The sequence below is a fragment of the Kibdelosporangium phytohabitans genome, assembly GCF_001302585.1.
Taxonomy (GTDB): Bacteria; Actinomycetota; Actinomycetes; order Mycobacteriales; family Pseudonocardiaceae; genus Kibdelosporangium; species Kibdelosporangium phytohabitans.
In genome coordinates, this window is the sequence record NZ_CP012752.1 from 2,800,113 (window position 1) to 2,825,893 (window position 25,781).

The window sequence follows — 25,781 nt, forward strand, 5'->3', positions numbered from 1 at the left end:
CCTCATGTCTGACGGAGCACCTTCCCCCACACCGCCCGCGCCGAGCACCGACCCGCAGGGTGGCCAGCCGCCTGCGGCGGTACCTGCGCCGCCCACGCCTCCGGCCAGTGGCCAGTCTGCGACCGGCCAGCCGGGCACGCCGCCCGCCAACGACGCCGCGAAGACGTTCACGCAGACCGACCTCGATCGGATCATCAACGATCGGCTCGAAAAGCAGAAGTCCGCCATCGAAAAGTCGTTCGGCGAGAAGCTCGCCGGGATGTTCGGCACCAAACCCGAGGGCGACGGGAAGGTCACCGCCGAGCAGGTACTCGAACAAGCCAAGCAGATCACCGAGCAGGCGCAGACCCGCGCGAACACCGCGACCGCGCGCTCGTTCATCTCGGCGGCGCAGATCAAGCCGGAGCGCGTCGACACCCTCGCGGGCATGCTCGACATCCCGGCTGTGCTGAAGGACGTCGACGCGGCGAATCCGTCGGCGGTGGACGCCGCGATCCAGGCCGCGGTCAACGCCAAGGTGGCCGAGTTTCCCGAGTGGAAGGCGGGAGCGCCGCTTCCCGCAGCATCTGGCGGTGACCGGCAGAGCAACACCGGCGACGGCAAACGGCGCTACACACGGGACCAGCTCTCGAAGATGAGCCCAGACGAACTCGCCGCGGTCGCCGACGATCTTCCCCTCGCAATGGCAGAGGGGCGCCTCACCTAAACACGGACGGCCGGGCGGTTACACCGCCCGGCCACCGTCGTGCACGGAGGCAAACCCCCTCGATCACTCCATCGAGGACACGGAGGTATCCGCCCGAACTCCGCGGGCAGGAAAGAAAGCCACGCGGAGAGGAGTAACCACCGTGGCATACGACCGCATGATCCCGGAAATCTGGAGCGCTGCTCTGCTCCGGGCACTGCGCAAGACCCTGGTGTACGGCCAGGCCGGTGTGATCAACCGCAACTACGACGGTGAGATCGGCCAGGCGGGCGACACCGTTCGCATCAACAGCGTGGGTCGCCCCACCGTCAAGACCTACAGCGCGGGCACGCCGATCGTGCGCGAGCAGCTGACCGACGCGCAGCGGGTCCTCGTCGTCGATCAGCAGAAGTACTTCGCGTTCGACGTCGACGACATCAACATCCGGCAGGCGCAGGGAAACATCGTCTCCGAGACGATGAGCGAGGCCGCGTACGCGCTGGCGGACGTGGTTGACCAGTTCGTTGCGTCGCTGTACACGCAGACGATCGCGGCGAACAACCTGGGGACCATCTCGGTTCCGGTCGCCACGCCGACAGACTTCTACGACAAGGTGCTCGTGCCGCTGTCGGTGAAGCTCGACGAGGCCAACGTCCCGTCCGAAGGCCGATACTGCGTCGCTCCGCCATGGCTGCACGGCCGTGGCCTGCTCGACCCGCGGTTCATCAAGGTGAACGAGTCAGGCACTGAGCAGGGCCTGCGCAACGGCATCGTCGGTCGCGCAGCCGGATTCGACATCCTGAAGTCGAACAACTGCCCCAACCCGACCGGTGACGACTACGTCGTTCAGGCCGGGGTCGGCGCGGCCATCACGTTCGCCGAGCAGATCAACAAGACCGAGGGCTACAGGCCACACGACACCTTCTCGGACGCCGTGAAGGGCCTGGCGGTGTACGGCGCCAAGGTCATCCGCCCCGAGTGCCTGGCGGTCGCGACCGTCTCGCAGACCTGATCGGAGGATCACCCCAGTGGCACGTACCGAAGTTCCACAGTCCAAGTTCATCGGCAACGGCAACCTTGCCGATCCTGCTGGCACTGCGGTGAATCCCGGTGCCGGGAACGGGCACTACATCGCGGCGGCCCCGTCGGATCGCATGGTGCTGCGCGTGACCAACACGCACGGCTCCGCGCACCCGGTCGTGGTCAAGGCGGGTGCCTACCCGCCCGCAATCGCCGCAGGGCAGGGCGACCTCTCTGTGTCGGTCGCTGCGACCACCGGCGTGCAGTGGATCGGCCCGCTGGAAAGCGGCCGATTCATCCAGGCCGACGGGCGCATCCACGTCGACATCGAGACCGCTCACGCGGGCACGATCACGGCGTTCGTGCTGCCGAAGGCGGTGTGACCGGTGGCCGACACGATCTACCTCAAGGGCGAGGGTGGGACGGTGTGGCCGCACGACCTCCCGCTGCACGAGGCGATCGAGGACCGGTTGGTCAAGGGTCAACTCGTCCGGGTCGCCGAGGACGGCTCGCCGTTCGTTGACGAGCCAGCCGAGAAGCCGCTCACCAACAAGGAACGGCTACAGGCCGACGCGACCGCGCTCGGCCTGGACACCGGCGGCACCGTTGCCGAGCTCACCGAGCGGATCAACGCGAAGGTGGCCGAGCTGCGCAAGCAGGCCGGGGAGCTCAACATCGACACCGACGAGCTGTCACCGGCCGCGCTGCTGGCCGCGATCGACGAGAAGCTCGGCGAGTAACCAGACTGGTAGCCCCGGCCCTTGTGGCGGTCGACCTGGGGAAGGTGGGCCACAACCGGGCCGGGGCTACCTCTACACTGACCGGGGGTTGGAGGAACGCATGCCGTGGTATGCAGAGCGCGAAGACCTGCCGGACGCGTACCGGCATCACGCCGACGCCGGTAGCCAGCTGGCCGCTGTCTACGAGCGGCTCGGCTACATCGAGGTACCAGCGCCGGGCACGGAAGTGCCGGACGCGGATCCGTCGGCCGACCCTGTCGGCCCACCCCAGCCGGAGCCCGTCGACGAGCAACCGGTCGCGGCAACCGCGGGCAAGCCGAAGCGGGGCCGCAGTGCCTAGCTGGTTCACGAACCTGACCGTCGGGCAGATCTTGGCTTTCTCCCTTGGGGTCCTGCTCGTGCTCGGCCTGTTCGTCAAGCTGTGGAAGACGATTCGCCCAGTCTGGCGCGGGGTCAGGGAGTTCCTGGAGGACTGGCGCGGCGAGCCCGCCCGGCCCGGCGTGCCGGAACGCCCCGGCGTGATGACGCGGCTGCACACGATCGAAACCGACGTTGCCGAGCTCAAGCCCAAGGTGGCCGCGATCGACCACGAGGTGCACCCGAATTCAGGTGCCTCACTGCGGGACACTGTGGACTCGATCCAGGTCGAGTTGCGGGAGCACATCGCCCAACAGCAGGGGTGACACCCCAGGCGCACCGTCATTCCCATGGCCTTGGGAATCGACATCTACGACCGGTACCAGGACGTGAGCGACTGGGGAGCGCTTGGCCGTAGCGGCGTTGCGGTCGTGTACGTCAAAGGCACTGACGGCGGTGGTCTGGCCCCTGTCCGGGCGGACGGGTTCGTCGCTGGGGCGAAGTCGATCGGCAAGCCGGTCGGCCTGTACCACTACGCACAGAAGTCACCGAGCCCGGAAGCACAGGCCGACGTGCTCGTGCGGGAAGTGCGGCGTCTGGGCGCCGACGGGTTGCCCCCGGCACTCGACCTCGAAGACCCGTTCACACCTGGACCAGCGGCCCGCGAGTTCGCTCGCCGATTCCTGTTGCGTCTGCGAGAGCACGGCTACCAGCAGCCGGTGTTGTACGCCAACACGAGCATGCTCAACGGGATCCAGGCGTGGACCCTGCCCGTGCCGGGCTTGCTGGTCTGGGCGGCCGACTACGGCAGCAACGACGGCGACTACGACCAGGAAGACCGTGACCGGCTGCGCCGCCGGTATCCGCATCCCGTGTGGATGCACCAGTACAGCTCGACCGGTCGCGTACCGGGCATTCCCGGCAACGTTGACGTAAACGAGCTGTTCGCCGACATTCAGGAGGAAGACACAGTGTCCTGGACTGACAGGATCCCGTTCACCGCGCCCGACGGCAACGTCACCAACTTCACCGCCGCCGAGCGTCTGGTGTGGACCAACTACTACGCCGGGCTCATCCCCGGCTTGCACGCGAGCGTCAACGCTCTCGCTGCTGCCATGGCCGACGGCGACCTCTCACCGGACGCGGTCTTGCAGCGTGTCGACACGGCGGTTCGGGAAAGCACCGCCCAGGCCGTCACCGGCTCCGTGCTGCCTGCCCTGCGCGCAGTCGTGGCCGAGGTGCTCGGGGAGGACAACGCCGAGCAGGCCGAGGCCATTGTGTCCGCCCTGGCCGCCCGTCTGAAGCCGACCGCGTGAGGAGAACCGCAACCGTGGCAACTCATCCGACCCCGAGCGGGGCAAAGTCGCCGACGCTGCGCACGCTCGCGCAGAACGCCGCGTTGGACGCCCTCTTGGCCGTGCTGCTCGTCGTGCTACCCGCAATCCAGGCGACGGACGTCGAGTGGTGGCCGCTGCTGATCAGCGTCGGCAAGACCGCAGCCGCAACTGTCCTGACCGGCGTCCTGCACTGGGCGCGGGCACGCCGAGCAACGAGCTAGGAGCACCCTCGTGCCGCCACCCGTGGAGTGGTCGACGCGAACCGTGGTCGGATCCTGGCCGCGGTTCGGTGCTGGCGTGTCCACGGGTCGGGTCGACTTCGTGCCGACCGGTGGCCCGTGGTGGTCGGTGGCCGGTAAGACAGTGCCGCCGGAGACCATCACGGCCGAGCTCGTCGACGGCGAGATCTCGGTCGAAATCCCGACGACGGATGACCCGAGCGTGCGGCCGGCCGGTGGCACGTGGACGGTCCGCGAGAAGGTCAACGGGATCGCACGCACGCCGTACGCGATCACGGTACCGGCGGGTGACGTGCCGCTGCGCCTGGCCGACATCGCGCCGGTGTCGCCGGTCGGCGCGGTCGAGCGGGTCGTGAGATCGGTCGGTGGTATCCAGCCGAACGAGACTGGCGACGTTGAGATTCCGGAACTCAGCGGCGGGGGCACGGTCGAGTCCGTCGACGGCCGGACTGGCGCGGTGTCGCTCGGTGACCTCTACGTCGATCCAACCGAGCTCGCAACAGCTCTTGCCACCCGGGCCGCGCTCGCGCACACGCACAGCATCGCCGACGTGGTGGGCCTGGCGTCCGCGCTCGGCGCGAAGGCCGACACCGCCGTCCTTGCCGCGGTCGCCATCTCGGGCAGCTACGCCGACCTGACCGGCACCGTGCCGACCGCTGCGCTACCGCCGTTGGCCGTCAACGAGACGTCGGTTGTCGCGTCTCAAGCCGCCATGCTCGCGCTACCCGCGCAACGTGGTGACATGGCCATCCGGACCGACACCGGCCGGACCTACGTCCTCGCGGCGGACAACCCGGCAACGCTGGCGAACTGGAAGGAGGTGCTCGCTGCCGGGCAAGTCCAGTCAGTGGCGGGCCAGTCCGGCGTGGTGGTGCTTTCCCGGGCCGATGTCGGCCTGGCCAACGTGGACAACACGGCAGACACCGCCAAGCCCATCAGCACCGCGACACAGGCCGCGCTCGACGGGAAGGCGGCAACCAGCCACAACCACGCCGTTGCGGACGTCACCGGGCTGCAAACCTCCCTCAACGCCAAGGCCACCAAGCTGGTTGTCCGGCAGGCATGGATCACGTCAGGAGACGTCAGCCCTCTACCGAACACGTCGGGCACCTGGCAGATCCTCACAGGGTTCGAGCTCTCGATCCCCGCGCAGGCCGGTGACTACGTCGAGCTCGCCGTGAACGCTCTCCGGCTGGACTCCACTGGCAACTCATGGATGGACCAGGGGGTAGTGGTCGGGACGTCCGTGGTGCGGTACTTGTCCAGCGGTAGCGCCACGCCCGGATTCGAAGGCGATCCAGGCTGGACACGAGGTTCTGGTTACGCGTCCAAGTCCGCCCCCCGGGGCTTCACTGTCACGTCCGGCGATCTCGACAACGGCGCCGTCAGGTTCTGCCTGGCGGTGAAGTCCAACGGGACCGGAACCCTGAACGCCTCGACAAACTACCCGTTCTATTGGCGTGCCAGAAACTTTGGGAGCGTGGCCTAGTGATCTGGGCAACACCCGCCGAGGTGCGCGAGTACCTCCGCGAGGAACTGCCGGCCGATTACCCGGAGGAAGCACTTTCCCGGGACATCGATAAGGCTGTGCGGTCGATGGTGCCGCGCGTCCTGCGGTGGCCGACCGTCGACGACGACACCGACCGGCCCGCCGACACGCAGGTCCGCGACTACGTCATCGCGGCGGTGGCCGAACTGATCGCGTTCCGGCGCGGCCAGGACGCGGCGGCCGAGGAGCTCGGCGGCGCGGGGACGGCCGAGGTGCTCGCGGCTGGCGGGAGCATCACCGCGGGGAAGCTGTCGGTTTCCGGCGGACGCGGCGCCCGCGTCGGGCGGTACACCGCCGACCGGTTGCCGCAGGAGACCATCGACGCGTTGCTCGCCGCGGACATGATCGGCGGGAGCGTGTCGACGTGGTGAGCCTGCTGGGAGTCACCGGCACGCCGCACCGGGTCGTGCTTGAGCGGTATCTCGGAGACGACGGCGAGGGCAGGCCGAAGCACGCCGCCGCGGTCGAGCTCGACGGCCGCGTCGAGGTGATCTCGCGGCGCGTCCAACTCGACACCGGCCGAGTCGTCGCGCTGGCCGCGCTCGTGTTCCTGCCGGGCACGGTCGAGGTGGCGCCGCAAGACCGGCTGACCTACACCGCGCCGGGGCTCGCTGGCTCCGGTACGCCGCACAAGGTCGAGCTCGTCGACAGCCCGGTATGGCTCGACGGCAGGCCGATGCACCACGAGTGCGGGGTGACCTGAGTGGACGACTTCGAGGCGGTGCTCGGCGACGCCGAGAAAGCCGTACGGCGCGGCGTGATCGGCGGCGTGCGCGGCGCATGCCGGTCCCTGCTGTCCGACTCGCGCGACCTCGTGCCCTACGACCAGGGCGACCTGTCCCGGTCCGGCGCGGTCAGCATGAACACGGCCGGGTCCGAGGTCGAGGGCGCGGTCACATACGACACGCCGTACGCCGTGATCCAGCACGAGGCCGAGGATTACAGACATCAGGACGGCCGGACGTCGCACTATCTCGGCGGGCCGCTGCGAGCGAACTCGGACCGCTACATGGCGCACATTCAGGCTGAGGTGGCGAAGGAACTGCAAGGCGGGTAACACCCCGGCCCGAGTCTGAGCGCGTGTTGTCGATGGCTCTCGCGCTGCACCTGCACGCGCTCGGCCTGGTCCGTTATCCGCCGGACGCAGGCGGAGACGTTGCTGTGCCGCCGGGGTTCATCGTGGAAATGCCGTCCACACCGGACGCCTGTGTACTCATCCGCCCGCGCCCGGGGTTCCCGTCCGGGGACATGTCCGGGTACGAGCTGGCCGAGCAGCACATCGTCGTTCGCGCACGTGCGGATGCGGGCTACCGGGCTGGCTACGACCAGGCGAAGCGGATTCGTGACGCGCTGCACGGCACCGGGGAGACGGTGTGGGCAGCGGGAACCGAGCATGAGGTGCCGATCGCCTGGTGCAACGCGAGCGATGCAGAGCCGGTGTGGCTCGGCCGTGACGAACAGAACCGGCCTATGTGGTCGGTGTCCATCCAAACCGAGGCACTGATCACCATGGAGGTCTAACCGTGCCTACCCCCATCAAGAAGAGGATCGCGAGGTTCAAGCGCCTCGAAGTCAACACCGGTACAGATGAATCTCCGAACTGGACGCTCGTTCGCGGTCTGAACAAGATCGGCCTGTCGGTCGAGCCGAACGAGGTCGACTCGTCCGACTTCGACAGTGAGGGCTGGGACGGTTCGTCGACGACGCATCGCAAGTGGTCCGTCGCTGTCGAAGGATTCGAGGGCTACACCGGGGCGGACAACGCCCAGGTGGACGATCCGGGGCAGGCGTTCCTCAAGGCCAAGGGAATCCTGACCGGTCCGGAGGCACAGGTTCAGGTGCGGATGTACCGCACGGACACCAACAAGGGCTACACCGGCCGGGCCAACGCGAACTGGAGCGGCGCAGACGAGGACGTCAAGGCGCTCACGCCGTTCGCCTGCCCGCTGACCGGCGACGGCCCGCTCACCCCGTACACGCACACCCCCTGACGGAGACTGACCGTGACCACCTTTCCCCAAATCGCACGGTTCGAAGCTGAGGTTGCAGGCACTACGCTCGATCTTCCGTTGCGCGGTACGGTGTACAGCTTCCCCGTGGCGCTCTCGTTCGAGCTCGGCCGCAAGATGCGCGTGTTGCAGTCCGAAATTCGCCGGTTCGAGCGCGCGAAGAAGACGGACAGCGAGTACACGGTCAAGGACACCGATCGCGAGTGGATCACCGAAACCGAGCTGCACGAGGTCTATCTTCAGCTGATCGGTGAGCCGATGATGGAGCGGCTCAAGGCCGACGGCGTGACGTGGCCTGAAGTACTCCACATCGGAGAGACCCTGTTCGCTTTCCATCAGGTCGGTCTGGAGGCCGCGCTGCTCGTGTGGCAACTGGCCGACGGCGATTCGATCGAGGGTGATGCAAGCCCCCCGGCCGATCCGCCGAAGACCACCTCAAGGTCTCCTCGGCGGACGACATCCCAGAGTACATCGACGAAGAAGAAGCGCAGCGCTACCAACGCTCGTCGCTCGAATGGCACGACATCCTCGACGCGTGGGACCTGATCGAGGCCGACGTGCACCGCGAGTACGGCGTTGACCTGTCGGACCCGAGCGCCGGAAAGCGGTACACCTGGCGGTGGTTCGAGGTCCGGCTGTTCGGCCTGTCGGCGGACTCGCGGACGTGGCGAAAGCTCACGGGTGACCGTGGGAAGTCCGAACCAGAGACGAGCATTGAGGATCTCGATCGGGAACTCGGTATCACCAGGGAGTGACACCCGCGCGCGAGCGTGTGCAGCGTGGCCCTCAAGACTGGTGAGATCCGTGCACTGATCACGGGTGACTACACCAGTTTCAAGCGCGCCACCACAGCGGCCAAGCGCGAGGCCAAGGACACCCGAGACGAGCTGTCCAAGCCCATCACGCTGTCCGGCAACGCGAAGCCGCTCCTCACGGTCCTTGGCGGGCTGCCTGCAGCCGCGGCTGTCGCGGGCGCTGGTATGGCTGCTGGTCTGGCCGCACCGGCTTTGGTGATCGCGGGTATTGGCGCTGCTGCGCTGGCCAGCAACGAGCAGGTACGCACCGCGTTCTCAGGCATGGCCGAACATGTCTCGACGAGCGTCCGGTCCGCGGCCGAGCCGATGGTGCCGTACCTGGTCGGGATCGCGAACCGAATCGAGCAGCGGTTCAACAAACTGCGTCCACAGATGGAATCCGCATTCCGTGATGCCGGTCCTCTGGTGGGCACGTTCGCTGACGGGTTGCTGGACTTCGCCGAGAACGCGATGCCAGGGGCAACCGCTGCGGTCCAGAAGGGACAACCGGCCTTCGACGGACTGCGTTCGTTCCTTGCGCAGTCCGGCCGTGGCGTGTCCGAGATGATGCTCGAATGGGCTGATTCCTCCGATACCGCCGGTGCTGCGCTCGATGATCTCGGCGGCGTGGTTCAGGATGCGCTGCGGTTCATCGGGCGGCTAACGTCCCTGGTGGCCGACGAGTTCGGGCCTGCGTTCGACGACGTCAAGGGCATCTTCGGCGATGCTGAGGACGCGATCATGGACGTTGCGGGGGGAACGCTGCCCCTGCTCGGGTCCGCGGTCGACGTGGCGCTCGATGGATTGGGCGCGCTGCTTGGTGTTGTTGCTGCGGTTGCTGAAGGATTCGGTGATCTGCCCGCACCGATGCAGGCCGCGCTCCTTGGGGTTATCGCGTGGCGTGCCATGCAGTCCAGCCTCATCGGTGAACACGCCAGTCTAGGTGAGCGTCTTGCTCAGCCTTGGCGGCAGTTCGGCGACGAGGTTAAGCTGCAGACGGCTTTGGCGGCTGCCAGTGGCCATACGAATCTTGGTTCCCTCGCGGCGAGCATGGCTGTGGTTGAGTCGCGGGTGCCTTTCATTCACCGCATGGCTGAGGCGTACCGCAATGCCTCTCAGTCGGTGGTGGAGTACGTGCAGTCGCATCGCGGTGTCGCGGAGTCGGTGGGTGCAGTCGATCACGCGGCAGGGGCGGTTACTCGTCTCGGTGGCGCTGCAGTGGGTACCGCTGCCGCGCTCGGGTCGGGGTTGAGGTCTGCGGCGGCCGGTTTGGTTGGTGTCCTCGGTGGGCCGTGGGGTGTGGCGCTCGCCGCGGGGGCGGCACTGCTCGGTTTGTGGGCGTCCAAACAACAGGAGGCCGCCGCACGGCAACGGGAGTCGGCGCAGGCGGCCAGCGCGTACGCCCGTGCGCTGCGTGAGTCCAACGGCGTCATCACGGCATCGATCCGCCAGCAGGCAGCCGACAACGCCGAGAAGCGCGGCGCACTGAAGACAGCCGAGGAACTGGGTCTGTCGCTCTCCGAGGTGACCAGTGCCGTGCTTGGAGAAGGCGCCGCGTTGGACAGCCTGCGTGCGCGACTGCAGGACACCATCAAGGCGCATACCGAGCAAGTTGCGATCACCGAGGGTGCCAAGTCCGGCATCACCAAGTACAAGGAGCAGCTGGACCCGACCGGTGAGAGGGCGAAAGCTCTGCTGGACATCATCAACGTGCTGAACGGCGAGTGGGCGGCAGGGACGTCGGAAGCTCGACGGATGGCCGAGGCAACCGGTGAAGCCTCGTCCGCATTGTCGCAGGCACCAGCCGCTACCGGCCCGATGGCCGAAGCCCTGAAGAAGCTCAGCGATGAGAGCGCCTCCGCCGAGGACAAGATCAGCGCGCTCAAGTCCGCGCTCGACGAACTCGCCGGACGGCGACACACCGTCGAGGAAGCGAACCAGGGCGTCAACGACACCCTGCGCGACATGAAAGACGCGTTCAAAGCCGCGGCCGACGAGGCAAAGACACACAAGACCGGACTACTCGACTCGACCGGCGCTATCAACACGGTGACGGCGGCAGGGTCCGCGTTGCAGGACAAGGTGATGCAGCTGTCCGATGCGTACCGCCAGCAGTACAGCGCGGTGTTTGAAGCCGCGCAAGCGCAGGGTAAGAGCTTGCCAGAAGCGGCAGCGGCTGCTGCCGCGGCTTCGGCCGGCACCCGTGAAGCCTTGATCAAAACCGCACAGCAGTTCGTTGGTACCAGGGAGAAAGCCGAGGAACTTGCGGCCCGTTACGACCTGTTGCCGACGGCTGCCTCAACGGCGATCCTGCAGCCGGGTATGGAAGCCTCGATCAGTTCGGCCGGCATCTTGCGTGACAAGGTAATTGCGGTTCCGGACAGTAAGACCATCATCGTGAGTTCGACGACTCCGCAGCAAATCGCGCTGTTGGAGAACATGGGTTTCAAGGTGCAGACCTTGCCGTCCGGTCACGTGGTGATCACGTCGAATGCTTCGTCGGTCAACGCAGAAATTAACCAGCTGACGGAGACACGCCGGATGTCGATCCTGATCGATTACCGGACGAGCGGTATCCCGAACGCGGCGAAGCTGGCCAAGGACGCGGTCGAGCGCGCTTCCGGCGGTGTAATGGAGTATTACGCCGCAGGCGGGATGCGGTCGATGTCGGCAAGTCACGCGGACATTGTCGGCTCGTACCGGCGTACCGGCGTCAAGCGGATCATCGGTGACAACGCGGTCGCCGATGAGAGCTTCATCCCGTTGCAGCGCAACAATGCGCGTGCACAGCTTATCTTGGACGAGACTCTCCGACGGATGCGTCCGGAGCTGTTCCAGCGGCCGATGGTCGACGCGCCGTGGTCAGGTGGCGCGTGGGGTATCGGCACGCTCGACGGCAACCGGGCGGGGTCGTCCTCGCGTACCACCACGATCACGATTAACGGGCACAGCAGCAACGACATCGTGCGGCGGCTCGACGAGGAGCGCAGGCGGGAGGAGTTGCTCTATGGCGCGTGAGCTGACGTGGTTCGGTGGCGATGGCTGGTCGCAGATCATCAACGACCGCGCGCAGGGCTACCGTGTCCACAAGGGCGTGACTGGGCTCGGCAAGCCTCCGAGGTCGATCGTGTCGGAGACCTCGCCGCTGATCGACGGCGAGGACATCACCGACGAGTGGGACGACCCGCGAACCATCCTGCTGCCCATGACCGTGTGGGGGCCGAACAACGCCGTGTTTCTGTCGCGCCTGCGAGCTCTCGCGCTGTCGCTCAAGACTCCGGGCGAGCTTGAGCTCGCACAGGCGGACGGTCGGCGTCGCCGGATCCGTGCGCACTACGCGGGCGGCCTGGAGGGCGACGAGTCGAGAGATCTGGGCGGAGACACGACGTGGTGCCGGTTCGCGCTCAGCCTGCGTTGTCCGGATCCGTACTGGTTCGATCCGACCCCGGTCACACCGCGGTGGTCGTACTCGTCCGCGGGCACGTTCCTCGGGGATCCGTTCTTTCCGCTGAGGATCGGCTCGTCGCAGGTACTCGGCCCGGCCACGGTCAACAACGCTGGTGACGTGCCGAGCTGGCCGGAGTGGACAATCACGCCGCCTAACAGCGACTTGACCCTGCTCGATCGCGACACCGGGAGCTCCCTCGCTCTGTCTGGGGCCATCCCGGCCGGCCGATCGTTGCAGATCATCACGGAGCCCGGCGACCGGCAGAACATCATCTTGTCGGACGGTACCGACTGGTGGGACCACTTGACCGGCACGCCCGTGTTCTGGCCGATTCGACCTGGAACGAGCAATGTGTCGGTCTTGCTCAGCGGCGCCGCGGCAGGGTCGGAAGTGGCGCTTTCGTTCCGGCCTCGCTACGAATCGGCCTGGTGACTCATGACGGTACCTACGGTGTGGCTGATTCGGCCTAACGGCACGATCGCGGGCACGCTGCCATACACCCGGCTGTCAGCCGTCGAGCGGTACGTCGACGTTGGTACATGGCTGGTGGACTGCCCGCTGACGACTCGAACGGCCGCCGCGGCTACCTCGGTTGGCGGGTGGCGCGTCGCCATCATGGACGGCACCAGGACGCTGATGGCCGGGCCGGTCGAGCACGCGGAGATCGAACTCGGCCGCGATGAGACGAGCGGTCGTAAGGTTGCCAAGCTGCGGTACTCCGGCGTGGACGACATGGTGTGGCTCGCTGCCCGGCAGGCGTGGCCAGTACCGGCCAACGCGGTCACTGCGCAGACGGTCGGGTATGACGTCCGGACCGGTGTGGCGTCGACGGTCATCGGCGACTACGTCATCGCCAACGCAGGCGTGTCGGCGCAGGTCGAACGGCGGGTGCCTGGGTTGATCCTCGATCCGCTCGCCGTGCCAGTCGGCGAAGACGTGTACGGCCGTGCCCGATTCCAGCCGTTGTTGGAGCTCGTGCAGGACATCAGCGTTGCTGGGGGTGTCGGTGTCCGTGTGCTGTCTGGGATGGGAGCGGAGAAGCGCCTACAGGTGTACACGCCGCGTGATTTGCGCGGTCCCGCGCGTTTCGGGCTGATGCTGAGGAACCTTCGGCGGGTGCGGTGGTCGACGACGGCGCCGCAGGCTACGACCATCATCGGCGGTGGCCGCGGGGAAGAGGAAGCCCGCGACTTTATCGCGGTGACCAACGCGGGCGAAGAGACTGCGTGGGGTCGCCGTGAGGGGTTTTACGACTACCGCAGTGCGTCCGACGCGGACGGCAACGCTGAGTTGACGTCCGGCGCGTCCAAGCGGCTGGCCGAAACCGGGGCAACCCGTCAGGTCGAGCTGGCGCCGGTCGACTCCAGCCGGATGCAGTACGGGCGGGACTACGGGCTCGGTGACCGGGTGACGGTCGACGTCTACGCCGGAGTGACCCTCGACTCGATCATCCGCGAGGTGGAGACGACCGTCGAGCGGGCCGACAGCAAGCCGACCCGGACCGTGGTGACGCGGGTGGGCGACATCGGTACCGGCCGAGACAAGTCGAGCGCAGGACGGGTGATCAAGAATGCCACGCTGCGGATGTCGAACTTGGAGCGGCGGTGACACCCTGCGCTCAGCCTTAGGTTGTGGCGGAGGCAAGTTACCCGTTCGAATCGGGCGCGGGCACGCTGGTTGATGAGGCGCGTTGGCGCAAGATCATGCGTAACGCCGTGGCAACCGGCGTCATCGGGGCGTCCACTCGGGACAGTGCGGACACGAGCCTGAAAGTCACGCTCGGATCCGGGCTTACGATGAACATGGCCGACGGCCAGGCACTCATCGACGGCATCGGCTACGAAGCAACCGCGGGGCCGCTGCCGAAGACGGCTAGCGCCAACGGGAACACGAACCCACGGATCGACCGGTTCATCCTCAAACTCGACGCGGGCACGCCGAACAGCATCGTGGCGACGATCAAGCAGGGCACCCCCGCGGCGTCACCGACGCCGCCCTCGCTGACCGTCGATCCCGCCGCTGGCGTGGTGGAGGTGCCGCTCGCTCGCGCGACGTGTCCGGGGAGCGGATCCGCCCAGAACTACCACTCGCTCGTCGACGAGCGCATGTTCGTCGGTAGCGCTGTGGTGGTCGGTGGCGCGCCGGATCCGGGGGCGTGGCATCAGTTCCGCGCAGGTGATCTGCTGTACACGCCGGACACGCGGCTGATGGTCTGGGACGGCTCGGCGTTGAAGGGCGTTCGCAGCGACCAGTACGCAGGCGTCATCCCGGCCGGCGAGTCCGGCACCGAGTCGGTGACCGGTGGCAATGAAGCGACTTACGCCTCGATCACGGTGCCCAATCTGGGCTACCCGTACAAGATCTCATTCGCGGCACACCTGCACATGGCGGGGCTGGTGGCTGGCGGCTACGTTCAGGGTTTCATCCGGCAGGACGGGGAAACGGCCGGCACGATCCTGGCAAGCGGTTCTGAGGTTTGCGACGCGTCCAACCTGGACACGCCGCTGAGCCTGCCGACGACGAAACCGGTTACCATCGCCGCCGGAGCCGCGCACACGTGGTGGTTTCGGGTGAAGCCCTCCACGACCAGTAGCTTCGTTTGGGGTACCACCGACAACTGGTTCAGCGCACAACTCACACCGGTGTGGTGACCGCGGCCCCCGCCATGTACACGACGGGGGCCGACGTTAACCCGTCAGCTGTTTGTCTTGTGCCCGAACAGCTTGGATACCTGATGATCTCCACGGAAGATCAATGCTGGCCCGGTCGGGTCTTTGGAGTCGCGGACGGCGATAGCGCCGTCAACGAGAGCGACTTCAACGCACTGACCTCCGTTGCCTCCGCTTCTGCTGGACTTGCGCCAACGCGCGTTTCCCAGGTCCGGGGCCATCCCGCACCCCTTTCTATCTCACAGTTCCCGCCTCACAGTATCGACCAGGCGGTGTGAGTCCGTCGGAGACAGAGCGCGTTCGACCAGGTGATTCCACACGGTCACGTACTGCTGGCGCTGCTCGTCGTCTGGTCGATCGAGCAGCGCAGCGGAGCTGAGTTCTTCCAGGTAGACGACGTCGGTCGGCTCGGCGTCGCGTTCACCCTCATCCGGGAACCGCAGTAAGGAGAACGGGAAGCCGCTGGCGGCGTGGGCACCGGCTGAGAAAGGCATGATCTGGATCGTGACGTGCGGGAGTTCTCCCAGCTCCAGGATGTGTTGGAGCTGTGCGCGCATCACGTCAGGCCCGCCGACCGCGGTCCGGATGACGCCCTCGGTCATCACAGCCCACAGCTGACAAGGCTTCTCCGCAGTGATGGTCGCTTGTTGCCGCGCGATTCGTGCTTCGACCAGGCGATCGACGTCCGGTGGGTTGTGCAGCGGACTGGCAACGATCAGAGCACGCGCGTAGTTCGGCGTCTGCGCAAGTCCGGTGACGAGTTCGCTGTCGTAGGTCCGGATCTCGGAGGCGGCCTCTTCCAGCCCGACGTATCGCCGAAACCACTCCGGCATAGCCTTGCCGAAGGTGGTCCGCGGGCGACGCTGCCGAGTCTCTCGGCCAAGGGCTTCGAGCGCTTCGCGTTCGGCACCTGCCACGCTGTAGAGGTCGAGAAGGAGCGTCAACTCGGCTGCTCGGACTCCGACTTGGCCGTGTTCAATGCGGCTGATCTTGGACGGTGAGCACTCGATCACTTCCGCCGCATCTTCGCGGGATGCTCCAGCCTGGTCGCGCAACTTGGCGAGTGCCAGGCCGAGCTGGCGTTTCGGCATCGTCGGGTTGATCGGCTTCGCCATTCCCTGTCCTCCGCGAGTCGGCTTCGGGGTAAGTCTGCACTACGGAGAGTCGTACAGCTTTCGCTCGATTGGTGCATTTGCAATCTGCACGTGCAGGTTTACCGTGAGTGTTACCGGCTCCGCCGGTGGGGCCGCCCCAGGGCACTCACAGTTCCCTTCCCCCGTCCCTGGGGTGGGCCTCAAGATCGAGGTCCGGGAGATCCACATGGCGAACCAGCCACGAGATGGCCGTTCGTGTCGGTTCGCACCCTCAAGTCAGGCGGGTGGTGCCGATGACCCCGACTCGGTACCGCCCGCCGTCCAGCGCTACGGGTGGCGATGCGACTTCTTCCGGCCCAACCTCGCGCATCTCGTCAACCTCACCGGCCGGCCGCGTCTGGCTGGCGGTCGCCGCTGGGCGTTCGCCGTCGATGACAAGACAGCGGACATCGACCAACCTGAGATCCCAGACCAGACGTCCCGGTGTCCGGACTGCCGGATCTGGGCGGCGAGCCACGGCTACGGGGACAGCGGCGCAGGGTGGCCATCATGACCGGCCTGTGGCATGAGTGCTCTTGTGGGTGCGAGCTGTGGCATCGGGTCGTCAATAGGCGGGTGGTGTGCCCGCATCCCAGTTTCGGCGCCGAGCTGCTCGACCGACCTGGAGTGCTGTTCGTCCTGACTCCGTCGGCGATCTGCGCTGCGTGTCTGTACGAGCTCGTAGACGCGCTGAACGCTGCGTCGGCTGCTGCCCAGCGGCGGGCGGCGGCCGGCAAGGAGGCCGCTGTCGCTGCGATGACCGAATCTCTGCGCGAGGTGCACGACGAGCTCGAGGTCGCCGACGCAATCGGCGTGATGATGTCCGAAGGGGGCGCGGTGTGGGCACACGAGTCATGATCGACTGGGCTGCGGTAGCCGCCAGCGTTGACGACTGGTCGCACTCCTGTCACTGCGGCTGCGGACGTCGGCACCCAGACCTCACCGGTCCCGATTGCGCTATCGCGTGGATCATCGAGGGCACTGGCCACAACGCGGACCTGTGGTGTGAGGCCGTCAGCGCGGCTTGGCCTCCTGAGGTGTGGGACATGGTCGCCGAGGGCTCTCCGGTGTGGGAGCACGAACCGTGAGTGAGCGAGCGCGAGCTGCGCGCCGACTGGCCAGCCTCCTAACCGGGGACTCCGGCGTACACGTGGCTGTGCAGTACGACCGGACCACCCGGCGATACGTCGTCGTCTGGGAGGACGGCCCGCCGCTGGCCACCATGTACGCCATGGCGCTGGAGCACGAATACAGCGTCCCGCTGCTCGATGTGGACGCCATGGACTGGCGTCGAACAGACCGGCTGCGACCCCATCAACCAGGAAGATCATGAGCACCCAGCCCTGCGGGACCTGCGACGGTAACGGCAAGATCTACGACTGGACCCGGTCAGGCGACCCCTGCCCCGAGTGCGACGGGCGCGGCTTCACGTTCGCCGGCAAAGTCCACATGAAGGCCTACAACGTGAAGCAGAACAGCGGGTGCTCGATCTCGCTGTTGGGTCTGGCGGCCGGCACGTGGGAGCTCGTCTATGCCGCGGCAGAGCTCGTTTCGATGGTGACCCGGTCCTGATCAGGCACCGCGACGTCTCGCCGTGGCGCTCTTGGCGGCCAGGCTCAGCATGTGCGCCTTGCGGGCGGACAGTGCCCGCTGCCGTCGCTCCTCCGCCGGAAGGACGCCGTCCGGGTCGACCTGCCTCTCGAACCGTTCCAGAAGTGCGGCGGCGCCTTTGCGGGCCTTCTCGCCGCGGTCGCTTGTGGTTGCCCATGAGGCGTGCGCTGCGATGCGTGCCCGCAGGGAGCGCTGCTCCGGGGTCATGGAGGTGTAGACGTCGGTCATGCCCCGGAGCGTGCGGCCCGCTTGTTACCTGAGTCGGTCGCCGACCCTCAGGCGCCGGGCGGTTTCGATGGCGCGTTCGTCCGCTTCGGACTCAGCGTAGTGCTCGACCATCGCGTCGGTGGTCCAGCCGAAGATCCTCTTCATGTCCTCCTTGCTGGCTCCGGCCTTCTTGTACGCGTGGGCAGCGGCGTGACGGCCCAGGTGCGCGTGCACATTGCGGCCGATCTCCACGTCGATGCCGAGCGCCTTGCCACGTCGACGCAGCATGAGCTTGATCCCGTTGGGTGTCAGTGGCCCTTTGCCCTTCTCGGACAGCCATAGCCGTTGGTGGTCAGCCCATCTGTCGTTCGCACGGACGCGTAGGTACCTGGATAGGGCCTGACCGGTTTTCGCGCCGAACGGAACGGCGCGGGGCTTGTTGCCCTTGCCGATCACCTGTGCAACGTCGAGATCGAAGTCGAGGTCGTCGACGTTGAGGAACGCCACCTCTGACAGGCGTGGTCCGCTGTCGGCGAGTAGCCGGATGATCGCGTGGTCTCGACGTGAGATGAAGTCGCGCCCCTTGCAGCTGTCGAGCAGCCGCTCCCAAACGTCGTCCTTGACGACTGGCACGGGCGTCGGCGGGATCTCGGGTGGCTTCATCGTGGCCATGGGGTGGTTGTCGATCTCTTGTTCGATGACCAGCCACTTGAACCACTGCTGAAGGTGGCGGTACCGGGTGTTGGCTGTGCTGGGCGCCCGCGTGTCGAGCAGATGTCCGATCCACTCGCGGATCATGGTGGTGGTGATGTGTGCTGGCTCGTCGGGTGGCTCGGGTAGTTCGTCGAGCCATGCCGCGAACAGCCGGGCGGACTCGTCGTAGTTGCCGATCGTCCGCGAGCTCTTGTTGTCGGCTTTAAGCCCGCGTCGCCACTCGCGCAGGAGCGGGTACCAGCGATGGTCTGTCTCCATACTCAGGACTCCACAATGAGGGTGTCACCGAGCGGCCCGCTAACGACTGCCTGACGCTTACTGCACTGTTTGTGCTGGTCGTGGGCGCAGCAGGGTTCGAACCTGCGACCCCCTCCTTGTAAGGGAGGTGCTCTTCCGCTGAGCTATGCGCCCTGGTGCGGTGCCCCGCTGGGCACCGCCGTTTCAAATCATGCCAGGTTGGCCAGTGCTTTCTTCCATGCCTCCTGGTCACGGGGCTCTCCTGGCTGGTTGACCTCCGTGTAGCGGACCGTTCCCTCTTTGTCGATCAGGAAGGTTCCGCGCAGGGCCAGGCCGGCCTTGTCGTTGAACACGCCGTAGGCCTGCGCCACTTCGCCGTGCGGCCAGAAGTCCGACAGCAGGGGGAAGGTGTATCCCTGCTGGTCGGCCCATGCTTTGAGGGCGAAGGGGCTGTCCACGGACACGCCGAGGACCTGCACGTCCGCGTTCTCGTAGGTCGCCAGTTCGTCGCGCACCTGGCAGAGCTCGCCCTGGCAGATGCCGCTGAACGCGAAGGGGTAGAACACCAGCAGCACGTTCTTCTCGCCCTGGAAGGACGAGAGTGCCACCTGCTGCTTGTTGTAGTCGTTGAGTGTGAAGTCCGGGGCCTTCGAACCGACCTCGACCGCCATTCTGCGTGTCCTCCCACTTCGCGAACGTCCTGCCTGCTTGTGCCCAGCCTAGTGCCCCGTCTGGGTGAGGCCCCAGACGGTTCGGCTCCTCGGGATTCAGCGGCGGGTGTTCGCGGACTTCGGCGAGACCAGCCTCGTGCCTGTCCAGTCGTCACCGACGCTGATGTTCGACGTCTGGGCCATGCCCGCCGTCGACACCGCCTCGGCGATCTCACTGGGTTCGACGTGCCCGTCTCGCCCGGTCTTCGGTGTCATCACCCAGATCGTCCCGGTGTCGGCGAGCGGACTGCGCACATCGAGGAGCGTGTCGGCGAGGTCGCCGTCGTCTTCTCGCCACCACAGCAGAATGACGTCGACCACCTCGTCGGCGTCCTCGTCCAGCAGGTCGCTTCCGCTGCGTTCCTCGATGGCGGCACGCACGTCGTCATCGACGTCCTCGTCCCAGCCGATCTCCTGGACGACAATGCCTGGTTCGATCCCAAGCTTCTCGGCGACGCCTGCTTTACCGGCGTCTCCCGCGGCCACCACGGCTTCCACTCCTCCATGTGAACCAATGCGGCGCCGGAGGCACCGCGTGTTAGGCGATAGCGAACACTCCCAGTACCCGACTGCGCAACCGTCCACACCGGGTTAAGCCCCAACTGTGTCCGCTCGGGAGTCCAACCGCGCTCGCACTACGGTGACGGTATGCATCGGATCGTCCCGTGCCATGTAGAGGCAATACCACTCCTGCGAGTGTGGGGGACACCGCCATCGGGTTACTCACCAGTAGTGATGACGTTTGACCCGATCGGGACGACGATGGGGTATGACGCACGCCAACCGGGTTGAATTGGCGTGGGAAACAACGAGAGAACCAGGCGAGGAGACCCCTTGGCCCCGCAATCCAACTCAAACAACAGGGTGCACGTTATCCGCGACGGCCTCGCCGCTCACCTGCCCGATATCGACCCCGAGGAGACGTCAGAGTGGCTCGAGTCGTTCGACGCCGTCCTGAAGGACGGTGGGCAGCAGCGCGCTCGCTACCTGATGCTCCGGCTGCTCGAGCGCGCGCGTGAGGGCCGGGTCGGCATCCCGTCGCTGACGAGCACCGACTACGTCAACACCATCCCCACCGAGCAGGAGCCGTGGTTCCCCGGTGACGAAGAGGTCGAGCGTCGTTACCGTGCGTGGATCCGGTGGAACGCGGCGATGACCGTGCACCGGGCGCAGCGGCCCGGCGTGGGTGTCGGTGGACACATTTCGACCTACGCCTCGTCCGCGACGCTCTACGAGGTCGGCTTCAACTGGTTCTTCCGTGGCAAAGACCACCCCGGCGGGGGAGACCAGGTCTTCTTCCAGGGCCACGCGTCGCCCGGCATGTACGCGCGCGCGTACCTGGAGGGCAGGCTCTCGGAGAACCAGCTCGACGGGTTCCGCCAGGAGTACTCGCACGCCGGGCCGGGCGCCGGGCTGCCGTCGTACCCGCACCCGCGGTTGATGCCGGACTTCTGGGAGTACCCGACGGTGTCGATGGGCCTCGGCCCGATGAACGCCATCTACCAGGCCCGGTTCAACCACTACCTGCACGACCGGGGCATCAAGGACACGTCCGACCAGCGAGTATGGGCGTTCCTCGGCGACGGTGAGATGGACGAGCCGGAGTCGCGCGGCCTGATCCACGTCGCGGCCAACGAGGGACTGGACAACCTGACCTTCGTGATCAACTGCAACCTGCAGCGCCTCGACGGCCCGGTCCGCGGCAACGGCAAGATCATCCAGGAGCTGGAGGCGTTCTTCCGCGGCGCGGGCTGGAACGTCATCAAGGTCATCTGGGGCCGCGAGTGGGACACCCTGCTGCACGGCGACCGCGACGGCGCGCTGGTCAACCTGATGAACACCACGCCGGACGGCGACTACCAGACCTACAAGGCCAACGACGGCGCCTACGTCCGTGAGCACTTCTTCGGCCGCGACCCGCGGACCAAGGAACTCGTGGTCAACCTGGACGACACGGCGATCTGGAACCTCAAGCGCGGTGGCCACGACTACCGCAAGGTCTACGCGGCGTACAAGGCGGCCACGGAGACCAACGGCCAGCCGACGGTGATCCTGGCGAAGACGATCAAGGGATACAACCTGGGTCCGCACTTCGCCGGCCGCAACGCCACGCACCAGATGAAGAAGATGACCCTCGACGACCTGAAGGGCTTCCGCGACACGCTGCGGATCCCGATCAGCGACGCCGAGCTGGAGAAGGACCCGTACCTGCCGCCGTACTTCCACCCGGGCCCGGAGTCGCCGGAGATCCAGTACCTGTCCGAGCGGCGCCGCCAGCTGGGCGGGTTCGTGCCGGAGCGGCGGTCCAAGGCCAAGGCGCTGGTGCTGCCGGGCGACAAGGTCTACGACGTGATCCGGCGCGGGTCGGGCAAGCAGGAGGTCGCCACCACGATGGCGTTCGTCCGGCTGGTCCGCGACCTGGCCAAGGACCAGGAGATCGGGCCGAGGATCGTGCCGATCATCCCGGACGAGGCGCGCACGTTCGGCATGGACTCGATGTTCCCGACGCAGAAGATCTACAACCGCAACGGCCAGCTGTACACGTCGGTCGACGCGAAGCTCATGCTCGCCTACAAGGAGAGCGACAAGGGCCAGATCCTGCACGAGGGCATCAACGAGGCCGGGTCGACGGCGTCGTTCACCGCGGTGGGCACGTCGTACGCCACGCACGGCGAGCCGATGATCCCGATCTACATCTTCTACTCGATGTTCGGTTTCCAGCGCACCGGCGACGGCCTGTGGGCCGCCGCGGACCAGATGGCGCGCGGTTTCGTGCTCGGCGCCACGGCGGGTCGTACGACGCTGACCGGTGAGGGCCTGCAGCACGCCGACGGGCACTCGTTGCTGCTGGCGTCGACCAACCCGGCGGTTGTCGCGTACGACCCCGCGTGGTCGTTCGAGGTCGCGCACATCGTCAAGGACGGTCTGCGCCGGATGTACGGCGACCAGGCCGAGGACATCTACTACTACCTGACCATCTACAACGAGCCGTACCAGCAGCCCGCCGAGCCGGAGGATCTGGACGTCGAGGGCCTGCTGCGTGGGCTGTATCACTACGCGGGCGCTCCGGCGGGCAACGGCCCGAAGGCGCAGATCCTCGGCTCCGGTGTGGGTCTGCCGTGGGCGTTGAAGGCCCAGCAGTTGCTCAACGACGAGTGGGGCGTGCAGGCCCATGTGTGGTCCGCCACGTCGTACTCGGAGCTGCGTCGTGAGGCCGTCGAGATCGACCGGCACAACCTGCTGCACCCGGAGGCCGAGCCTCGCGTGCCGTACGTGACGTCGGTGCTCTCGGAGACCGAGGGCCCGGTCGTGGCGGTGTCGGACTGGATGCGCGCGGTTCCGGACATGATCCGGCCGTGGGTGCCCGGCGACATGGTGACCCTGGGCACGGACGGGTTCGGCTTCTCCGACACCCGCACGGCCGCGCGTCGCCACTTCCTCGTGGACGCCGAGTCGATCGTCGTGGGTGTGCTGGCCGCGCTGGCCCGCCGCGGCGAGGTCGACAAGGCCAAGGTGGTCGAGGCGACCAGGAAGTATCAGCTGGACGACGTGTCCGCCGCCGGTCCGGACACCTCGGACCCCGGCGTGGCCTGACCGTCGTCCTTGCCGGAAGCCTTCGCGGGCGGCCTCCGCTGGCCGCCCGCGAGTGTTTCCGGGGCCGCCGACCACACCGCGAGGGCCAGCAGGGAGATCACGCCGCACGTGACGAACGCGGCCCGGTAGGACCACCAGTCGGCGATCGCGCCCGCGGCGAGCGGGCCGACGATGGCTCCGAAGTCGGCGGCCATCTGGAAGAACGCCAGCACCGGCGCGCCGCGCACACCGGTGCCGATCACGTCGGCCACCGTCGCCGTCTGCGCCGGGCTGACCAGGCCGGAGCCGAACCCGGCGATGAGCGACGCCACGAAGAACCACGGCGTCGACGGCGCGAGGCCCAGCGCGACCGCGCCGGCCGTGAGGATCGCCAGCCCGGTCAGCACCACGGGTTTGCGGCCGCGCAGGTCGGCGATCCGGCCCGCGATGAGCAGGACGGACGCCGTGCCGACGGCGTAGATCGACAGTCCGATGCCCGCGGTCGTGCTGGACTCGTGCAGCGTGGCGACCACGTACAGCGGGATCAGCGAGTACCGGACACCGAACGAGATCCAGCCGACGGTGAACGACGACAGCAGTGTCGCCCGATACGCCCGGTAACGGATCGCCTGGCGCACCGTGAACTCAGGAAGATCCAAAGTGGACGGATCGGCGCCGCTGCCTGATCGCTTGAGCAGCACCCAGATCAGCACGGCCGCGAGCATCGTCCCGCAGCCGTAGATGAGGAACGGTAATCGGATCGACGCGCCCGCGAACACGCCGCCGACCAACGGCCCGGCCATGTTGCCCAACAGGAAACTCGTCGACCACAGTCCGGAAACCCTGCCGCGCAGGCCGATCGGGCTCACCCGCAGCACAAGGCCGACGGCGGACACGGTGAACATCACCGAGCCGATGCCCGCGACCGCCCGGAAACCGACCAGCTGCCAGTACGACGACGCCCACCCGCACGCCGCGGTGGCCGCCGCGTTGATCACCAGCCCGCTCATCAGAACCGGCCGCTCGTTGTACCTGGCGACGAGTTTCCCGCCGACCGGCGCGAAGGCCAGCCGGACGATCGCGAACGCGCTGACCACGAAGGAGGCCGCCGTGACACCGACACCGAACGTCGTGGCGAACGCGGGCACGACCGGTGCCATCATCCCGAATCCGATGGCGACGAGGAATCCGGCCGAGACCAGGACCCACACCTCGCTCGGCACGCGCTCACGCGTCACGACGACCCCCAGGGTGAAATACTTAGCAGTGCTTACTAGGTATACCCTGTACCAGTTCGAAGTCGGCTCGCGCGTCCAGCAACAACGGGATCAACGGCCTCGCTTGCTGTGCCAACGCAACCAGCCTGCCCGTACCGTCACGGCGTGACTGCACTCCGTGCAGTGCAAGCTTGTCCTTGACCTGTGCGTACTGCTCGGCGGTCAACTTGTAGCCACAGGGCGGGTTCGGCTCGACCTTGCTCGCCGGTGGGGTCTCGTTGTCGGCGCCGCCGAAGTAGATCGGGCCACGGTCGAACGGCGCGGTCACCCGGCTGATCGTGGTCGCCGCCTCCAGCTGTCCACGCCTTTCCTTGACCAGCCCCAAAGTCCCGCTCACCCCGTACAGGTGGGAAGCGACCCGGCGCCGGGCGGCTGCGGGCTGGTCCTCGCCGGGGTTGGGGGCGTCGTTGGTTTCCACGAGCAGACCGAGACTGTGCTTCAACCCCGTGGTGTTGCGCAGGATGCGTTCCTGCCCGTCGCCCGCGATCTGCTGCGTCGGCTCACCGGTTTCCGGGTCGACGAGGATGCCGTACACGCCACTGGTCAGGCCGCGCGACTCCACGGCGGTCCGGATGTACGAACGCGACAACGTCTCGGACTCGTCGTGAACACGCTTGTGCACGTTGAGGTTGCGTGGCCACAGCCACAGCACGTCCTTGTCGTACACCAGGGGACGCGGCCCGAACTCGTGCAGGTCGTGCACGACATCCGGCTGGTAGTCGCGGATCACCGCCGCGGCCGCGCGGCCTTCCGGTGTCTCCAGGGCGATGTGGTCGCGGTTGATGTCCACGCCGTTGGCGTTGCCGCGCGTGTTCGCTTCACGGCCGTCGGGATTCGCCGTCGGCACGAACAGCAGGTTCGTCCCCGCGGGCACGGAGTCCTTGCGGTAGGCCAGATCCCGGATCTTGATCAGGCACGCTTCCCGCCCGGCCGGTTCGTCGCCGTGCTGCGAGCACAGGAACAGCACTGTCGTCGGCCCGCCGCGCCCGACCCGGACGAGGTTCAGCGGGCGGCCCTGCACGGTCGTCCCGATCTGGCTGACGTCCACCTTGCGGCTCAGCCGGTCGAGCAGCGCGTGCTCCTCGGCCGTCGTGGTCCATCGCGCGCCGTTCGACTGCTCGAACCCCGTTCGGGGCACTTCGTCCGCGGCGGCGAGTGCGGGTAAGCCGGACAGCAGCAGGCCTGCCGCCGTCAACGCGGCCAGTTTTCCGGATATGCCCATGTCACGTCCCTTCTTCACGCCCATGGACGTCATCAGACGCGGACACGGGATGTCAACGGCCGACCGGAGGTGTTGCTAGGGTGCTGGATGCTTTCAGTGAAAGCGATCTTGCGCTTCGTACAGCTGGCAGTCCGGACCGGGCACGTCCCGCCCAGGTCACTGGTGTCGTCGTCGGAGAACTGCCAGGAGTGCGCCAGAGCCTGGCAGGCGTCGGGGTACGACCCCGGCGCCCGCTGCCGCAGTCACTCGA

At 67.0% G+C, this 25,781-nt stretch carries 32 protein-coding genes and 1 tRNA gene; 24 read left to right on the plus strand and 9 right to left on the minus strand.

Annotation, left to right across the window (positions count from 1 at the left end; genetic code table 11):
• The first annotated feature begins 4 nt into the window (after positions 1–4).
• From AOZ06_RS13065 to AOZ06_RS13160, 20 genes are all read left to right on the plus strand, one after another.
• Positions 5–706, plus strand: a complete 702-nt coding sequence (locus AOZ06_RS13065; RefSeq protein WP_054289624.1) for a capsid assembly scaffolding protein Gp46 family protein — start codon at positions 5–7, stop codon at positions 704–706.
• A 142-nt stretch (positions 707–848) separates the two neighbouring features.
• Positions 849–1,697, plus strand: a complete 849-nt coding sequence (locus AOZ06_RS13070; protein WP_218921981.1) for a phage major capsid protein — start codon at positions 849–851, stop codon at positions 1,695–1,697.
• Positions 1,698–1,713: 16 nt separating this feature from the next.
• Positions 1,714–2,088: a hypothetical protein gene (locus tag AOZ06_RS13075; RefSeq protein ID WP_054289626.1), complete on the plus strand. Its 375-nt coding sequence runs from the start codon at positions 1,714–1,716 to the stop codon at positions 2,086–2,088.
• Positions 2,089–2,091: 3 nt separating this feature from the next.
• Positions 2,092–2,445, plus strand: coding sequence for a hypothetical protein (locus tag AOZ06_RS13080; RefSeq protein WP_054289627.1), 354 nt, complete (start codon positions 2,092–2,094; stop codon positions 2,443–2,445).
• 100 nt (positions 2,446–2,545) lie between these two features.
• On the plus strand, positions 2,546–2,785 hold the full coding sequence (locus tag AOZ06_RS13085; RefSeq protein WP_054289628.1) for a hypothetical protein: 240 nt from the start codon (positions 2,546–2,548) through the stop codon (positions 2,783–2,785).
• Positions 2,778–3,128, plus strand: coding sequence for a hypothetical protein (locus AOZ06_RS13090; protein WP_054289629.1), 351 nt, complete (start codon positions 2,778–2,780; stop codon positions 3,126–3,128). The genes AOZ06_RS13085 and AOZ06_RS13090 overlap by 8 nt, the downstream gene beginning before the upstream one ends.
• Positions 3,129–3,152: 24 nt before the next feature.
• Complete coding sequence (locus AOZ06_RS13095) at positions 3,153–4,118, plus strand: glycoside hydrolase family 25 protein (protein WP_054289630.1); 966 nt, start codon at positions 3,153–3,155, stop codon at positions 4,116–4,118.
• 14 nt (positions 4,119–4,132) lie between these two features.
• Positions 4,133–4,360, plus strand: coding sequence for a hypothetical protein (locus AOZ06_RS13100; RefSeq protein WP_054289631.1), 228 nt, complete (start codon positions 4,133–4,135; stop codon positions 4,358–4,360).
• Positions 4,361–4,436: 76 nt separating this feature from the next.
• The gene (locus AOZ06_RS56195; protein ID WP_169798911.1) at positions 4,437–5,867 is read left to right on the plus strand and encodes a hypothetical protein; all 1,431 of its coding nucleotides are present in this window, start codon (positions 4,437–4,439) and stop codon (positions 5,865–5,867) included.
• Entirely contained in the window at positions 5,867–6,298 is a 432-nt protein-coding gene (locus tag AOZ06_RS13110; RefSeq protein WP_054289633.1) for a hypothetical protein, read from the plus strand. Before AOZ06_RS56195 ends, AOZ06_RS13110 begins: the two co-directional genes overlap by 1 nt.
• On the plus strand, positions 6,292–6,630 hold the full coding sequence (locus AOZ06_RS13115) for a hypothetical protein (RefSeq protein ID WP_054289634.1): 339 nt from the start codon (positions 6,292–6,294) through the stop codon (positions 6,628–6,630). The genes AOZ06_RS13110 and AOZ06_RS13115 overlap by 7 nt, the downstream gene beginning before the upstream one ends.
• Entirely contained in the window at positions 6,631–6,984 is a 354-nt protein-coding gene (locus AOZ06_RS13120; protein ID WP_054289635.1) for a hypothetical protein, read from the plus strand.
• A gap of 32 nt (positions 6,985–7,016) precedes the next feature.
• Positions 7,017–7,448: a minor capsid protein gene (locus AOZ06_RS13125; RefSeq protein ID WP_225955422.1), complete on the plus strand. Its 432-nt coding sequence runs from the start codon at positions 7,017–7,019 to the stop codon at positions 7,446–7,448.
• 2 nt (positions 7,449–7,450) lie between these two features.
• A complete protein-coding gene (locus tag AOZ06_RS13130) occupies positions 7,451–7,918 on the plus strand; it encodes a phage tail tube protein (protein WP_054289637.1) in 468 nt (155 codons plus the stop codon).
• A gap of 12 nt (positions 7,919–7,930) precedes the next feature.
• Entirely contained in the window at positions 7,931–8,482 is a 552-nt protein-coding gene (locus tag AOZ06_RS13135; protein WP_157232994.1) for a DUF7426 family protein, read from the plus strand.
• Between the two features lie 11 nt (positions 8,483–8,493).
• The gene (locus tag AOZ06_RS58335; RefSeq protein WP_179950821.1) at positions 8,494–8,691 is read left to right on the plus strand and encodes a hypothetical protein; all 198 of its coding nucleotides are present in this window, start codon (positions 8,494–8,496) and stop codon (positions 8,689–8,691) included.
• 24 nt (positions 8,692–8,715) lie between these two features.
• A complete protein-coding gene (locus AOZ06_RS57725) occupies positions 8,716–11,748 on the plus strand; it encodes a hypothetical protein (RefSeq protein ID WP_054289639.1) in 3,033 nt (1,010 codons plus the stop codon).
• Positions 11,738–12,610, plus strand: a complete 873-nt coding sequence (locus tag AOZ06_RS13150) for a phage distal tail protein (RefSeq protein ID WP_054289640.1) — start codon at positions 11,738–11,740, stop codon at positions 12,608–12,610. Before AOZ06_RS57725 ends, AOZ06_RS13150 begins: the two co-directional genes overlap by 11 nt.
• A gap of 3 nt (positions 12,611–12,613) precedes the next feature.
• Complete coding sequence (locus AOZ06_RS13155; protein ID WP_083471655.1) at positions 12,614–13,786, plus strand: siphovirus ReqiPepy6 Gp37-like family protein; 1,173 nt, start codon at positions 12,614–12,616, stop codon at positions 13,784–13,786.
• A gap of 23 nt (positions 13,787–13,809) precedes the next feature.
• Entirely contained in the window at positions 13,810–14,829 is a 1,020-nt protein-coding gene (locus tag AOZ06_RS13160; RefSeq protein WP_054289642.1) for a hypothetical protein, read from the plus strand.
• Positions 14,830–14,873: 44 nt separating this feature from the next.
• On the opposite strand, the gene AOZ06_RS53825 is transcribed toward AOZ06_RS13160, so the two are convergent.
• Together AOZ06_RS53825 and AOZ06_RS13165 are read right to left on the minus strand one after the other, a co-directional pair.
• On the minus strand, positions 14,874–15,068 hold the full coding sequence (locus AOZ06_RS53825) for a DUF397 domain-containing protein (protein WP_083471656.1): 195 nt from the start codon (positions 15,066–15,068) through the stop codon (positions 14,874–14,876).
• Between the two features lie 18 nt (positions 15,069–15,086).
• Positions 15,087–15,962 carry a helix-turn-helix domain-containing protein gene (locus AOZ06_RS13165; RefSeq protein WP_054289643.1) on the minus strand — a complete coding sequence of 292 codons (876 nt, stop codon included), beginning with the start codon at positions 15,960–15,962 and terminating at the stop codon, positions 15,087–15,089.
• Between the two features lie 528 nt (positions 15,963–16,490).
• Between AOZ06_RS13165 and AOZ06_RS13175 the strand changes: the two genes are divergently transcribed.
• From AOZ06_RS13175 to AOZ06_RS13185, 3 genes are all read left to right on the plus strand, one after another.
• Positions 16,491–16,838, plus strand: a complete 348-nt coding sequence (locus AOZ06_RS13175) for a hypothetical protein (RefSeq protein WP_157232995.1) — start codon at positions 16,491–16,493, stop codon at positions 16,836–16,838.
• A gap of 226 nt (positions 16,839–17,064) precedes the next feature.
• Positions 17,065–17,313 carry a hypothetical protein gene (locus AOZ06_RS56200; protein WP_157232996.1) on the plus strand — a complete coding sequence of 83 codons (249 nt, stop codon included), beginning with the start codon at positions 17,065–17,067 and terminating at the stop codon, positions 17,311–17,313.
• Positions 17,310–17,552, plus strand: a complete 243-nt coding sequence (locus tag AOZ06_RS13185) for a hypothetical protein (RefSeq protein WP_054289647.1) — start codon at positions 17,310–17,312, stop codon at positions 17,550–17,552. Before AOZ06_RS56200 ends, AOZ06_RS13185 begins: the two co-directional genes overlap by 4 nt.
• Here the strand turns inward: AOZ06_RS13185 and AOZ06_RS13190 are convergent, their stop codons facing one another.
• The 5 genes from AOZ06_RS13190 to AOZ06_RS13210 all read right to left on the minus strand — a co-directional run bounded on the left by AOZ06_RS13190 (position 17,553) and on the right by AOZ06_RS13210 (position 19,948).
• Positions 17,553–17,819, minus strand: coding sequence for a hypothetical protein (locus AOZ06_RS13190; RefSeq protein ID WP_225954839.1), 267 nt, complete (start codon positions 17,817–17,819; stop codon positions 17,553–17,555). It lies immediately after the preceding gene.
• A 24-nt stretch (positions 17,820–17,843) separates the two neighbouring features.
• Positions 17,844–18,770, minus strand: a complete 927-nt coding sequence (locus AOZ06_RS13195) for a site-specific integrase (RefSeq protein ID WP_054289648.1) — start codon at positions 18,768–18,770, stop codon at positions 17,844–17,846.
• A gap of 81 nt (positions 18,771–18,851) precedes the next feature.
• Positions 18,852–18,923 (minus strand) — tRNA-Val (locus AOZ06_RS13200).
• Between the two features lie 35 nt (positions 18,924–18,958).
• Entirely contained in the window at positions 18,959–19,420 is a 462-nt protein-coding gene (locus AOZ06_RS13205; RefSeq protein WP_054289649.1) for a peroxiredoxin, read from the minus strand.
• 96 nt (positions 19,421–19,516) lie between these two features.
• The gene (locus AOZ06_RS13210) at positions 19,517–19,948 is read right to left on the minus strand and encodes a DUF3052 domain-containing protein (RefSeq protein ID WP_054296617.1); all 432 of its coding nucleotides are present in this window, start codon (positions 19,946–19,948) and stop codon (positions 19,517–19,519) included.
• A gap of 345 nt (positions 19,949–20,293) precedes the next feature.
• On the opposite strand from AOZ06_RS13210, the gene aceE reads away from it, so the two are divergent.
• The gene (gene aceE / locus AOZ06_RS13215; protein ID WP_054289650.1) at positions 20,294–23,053 is read left to right on the plus strand and encodes a pyruvate dehydrogenase (acetyl-transferring), homodimeric type; all 2,760 of its coding nucleotides are present in this window, start codon (positions 20,294–20,296) and stop codon (positions 23,051–23,053) included.
• On the opposite strand, the gene AOZ06_RS13220 is transcribed toward aceE, so the two are convergent.
• Both AOZ06_RS13220 and AOZ06_RS13225 read right to left on the minus strand, forming a co-directional pair.
• Entirely contained in the window at positions 22,996–24,270 is a 1,275-nt protein-coding gene (locus AOZ06_RS13220; RefSeq protein WP_236952199.1) for an MFS transporter, read from the minus strand. The genes aceE and AOZ06_RS13220 overlap by 58 nt on opposite strands.
• Before the next feature lie 22 nt (positions 24,271–24,292).
• Positions 24,293–25,531: a M14 family metallopeptidase gene (locus AOZ06_RS13225; protein WP_054296618.1), complete on the minus strand. Its 1,239-nt coding sequence runs from the start codon at positions 25,529–25,531 to the stop codon at positions 24,293–24,295.
• Positions 25,532–25,781 lie beyond the last annotated feature (250 nt).

Bases quoted from the DNA above. Each gene is read 5' to 3' on its own strand.
- AOZ06_RS13065 (WP_054289624.1), top strand. From the start codon at position 5: ATGTCTGACGGAGCACCTTCCCCCACACCGCCCGCGCCGAGCACCGAC.
- AOZ06_RS13085 (WP_054289628.1), top strand. From the start codon at position 2,546: ATGCCGTGGTATGCAGAGCGCGAAGACCTGCCGGACGCGTACCGGCAT.
- AOZ06_RS13095 (WP_054289630.1), top strand. From the start codon at position 3,153: ATGGCCTTGGGAATCGACATCTACGACCGGTACCAGGACGTGAGCGAC.
- AOZ06_RS13125 (WP_225955422.1), top strand. From the start codon at position 7,017: ATGGCTCTCGCGCTGCACCTGCACGCGCTCGGCCTGGTCCGTTATCCG.
- AOZ06_RS13150 (WP_054289640.1), top strand. From the start codon at position 11,738: ATGGCGCGTGAGCTGACGTGGTTCGGTGGCGATGGCTGGTCGCAGATC.
- AOZ06_RS13155 (WP_083471655.1), top strand. From the start codon at position 12,614: ATGACGGTACCTACGGTGTGGCTGATTCGGCCTAACGGCACGATCGCG.
- AOZ06_RS53825 (WP_083471656.1), bottom strand. From the start codon at position 15,068: ATGGCCCCGGACCTGGGAAACGCGCGTTGGCGCAAGTCCAGCAGAAGC.
- AOZ06_RS13165 (WP_054289643.1), bottom strand. From the start codon at position 15,962: ATGGCGAAGCCGATCAACCCGACGATGCCGAAACGCCAGCTCGGCCTG.
- AOZ06_RS13175 (WP_157232995.1), top strand. From the start codon at position 16,491: ATGACCGGCCTGTGGCATGAGTGCTCTTGTGGGTGCGAGCTGTGGCAT.
- AOZ06_RS13185 (WP_054289647.1), top strand. From the start codon at position 17,310: ATGAGCACCCAGCCCTGCGGGACCTGCGACGGTAACGGCAAGATCTAC.
- AOZ06_RS13190 (WP_225954839.1), bottom strand. From the start codon at position 17,819: ATGACCGACGTCTACACCTCCATGACCCCGGAGCAGCGCTCCCTGCGG.
- AOZ06_RS13195 (WP_054289648.1), bottom strand. From the start codon at position 18,770: ATGGAGACAGACCATCGCTGGTACCCGCTCCTGCGCGAGTGGCGACGC.
- AOZ06_RS13205 (WP_054289649.1), bottom strand. From the start codon at position 19,420: ATGGCGGTCGAGGTCGGTTCGAAGGCCCCGGACTTCACACTCAACGAC.
- AOZ06_RS13225 (WP_054296618.1), bottom strand. From the start codon at position 25,531: ATGGGCATATCCGGAAAACTGGCCGCGTTGACGGCGGCAGGCCTGCTG.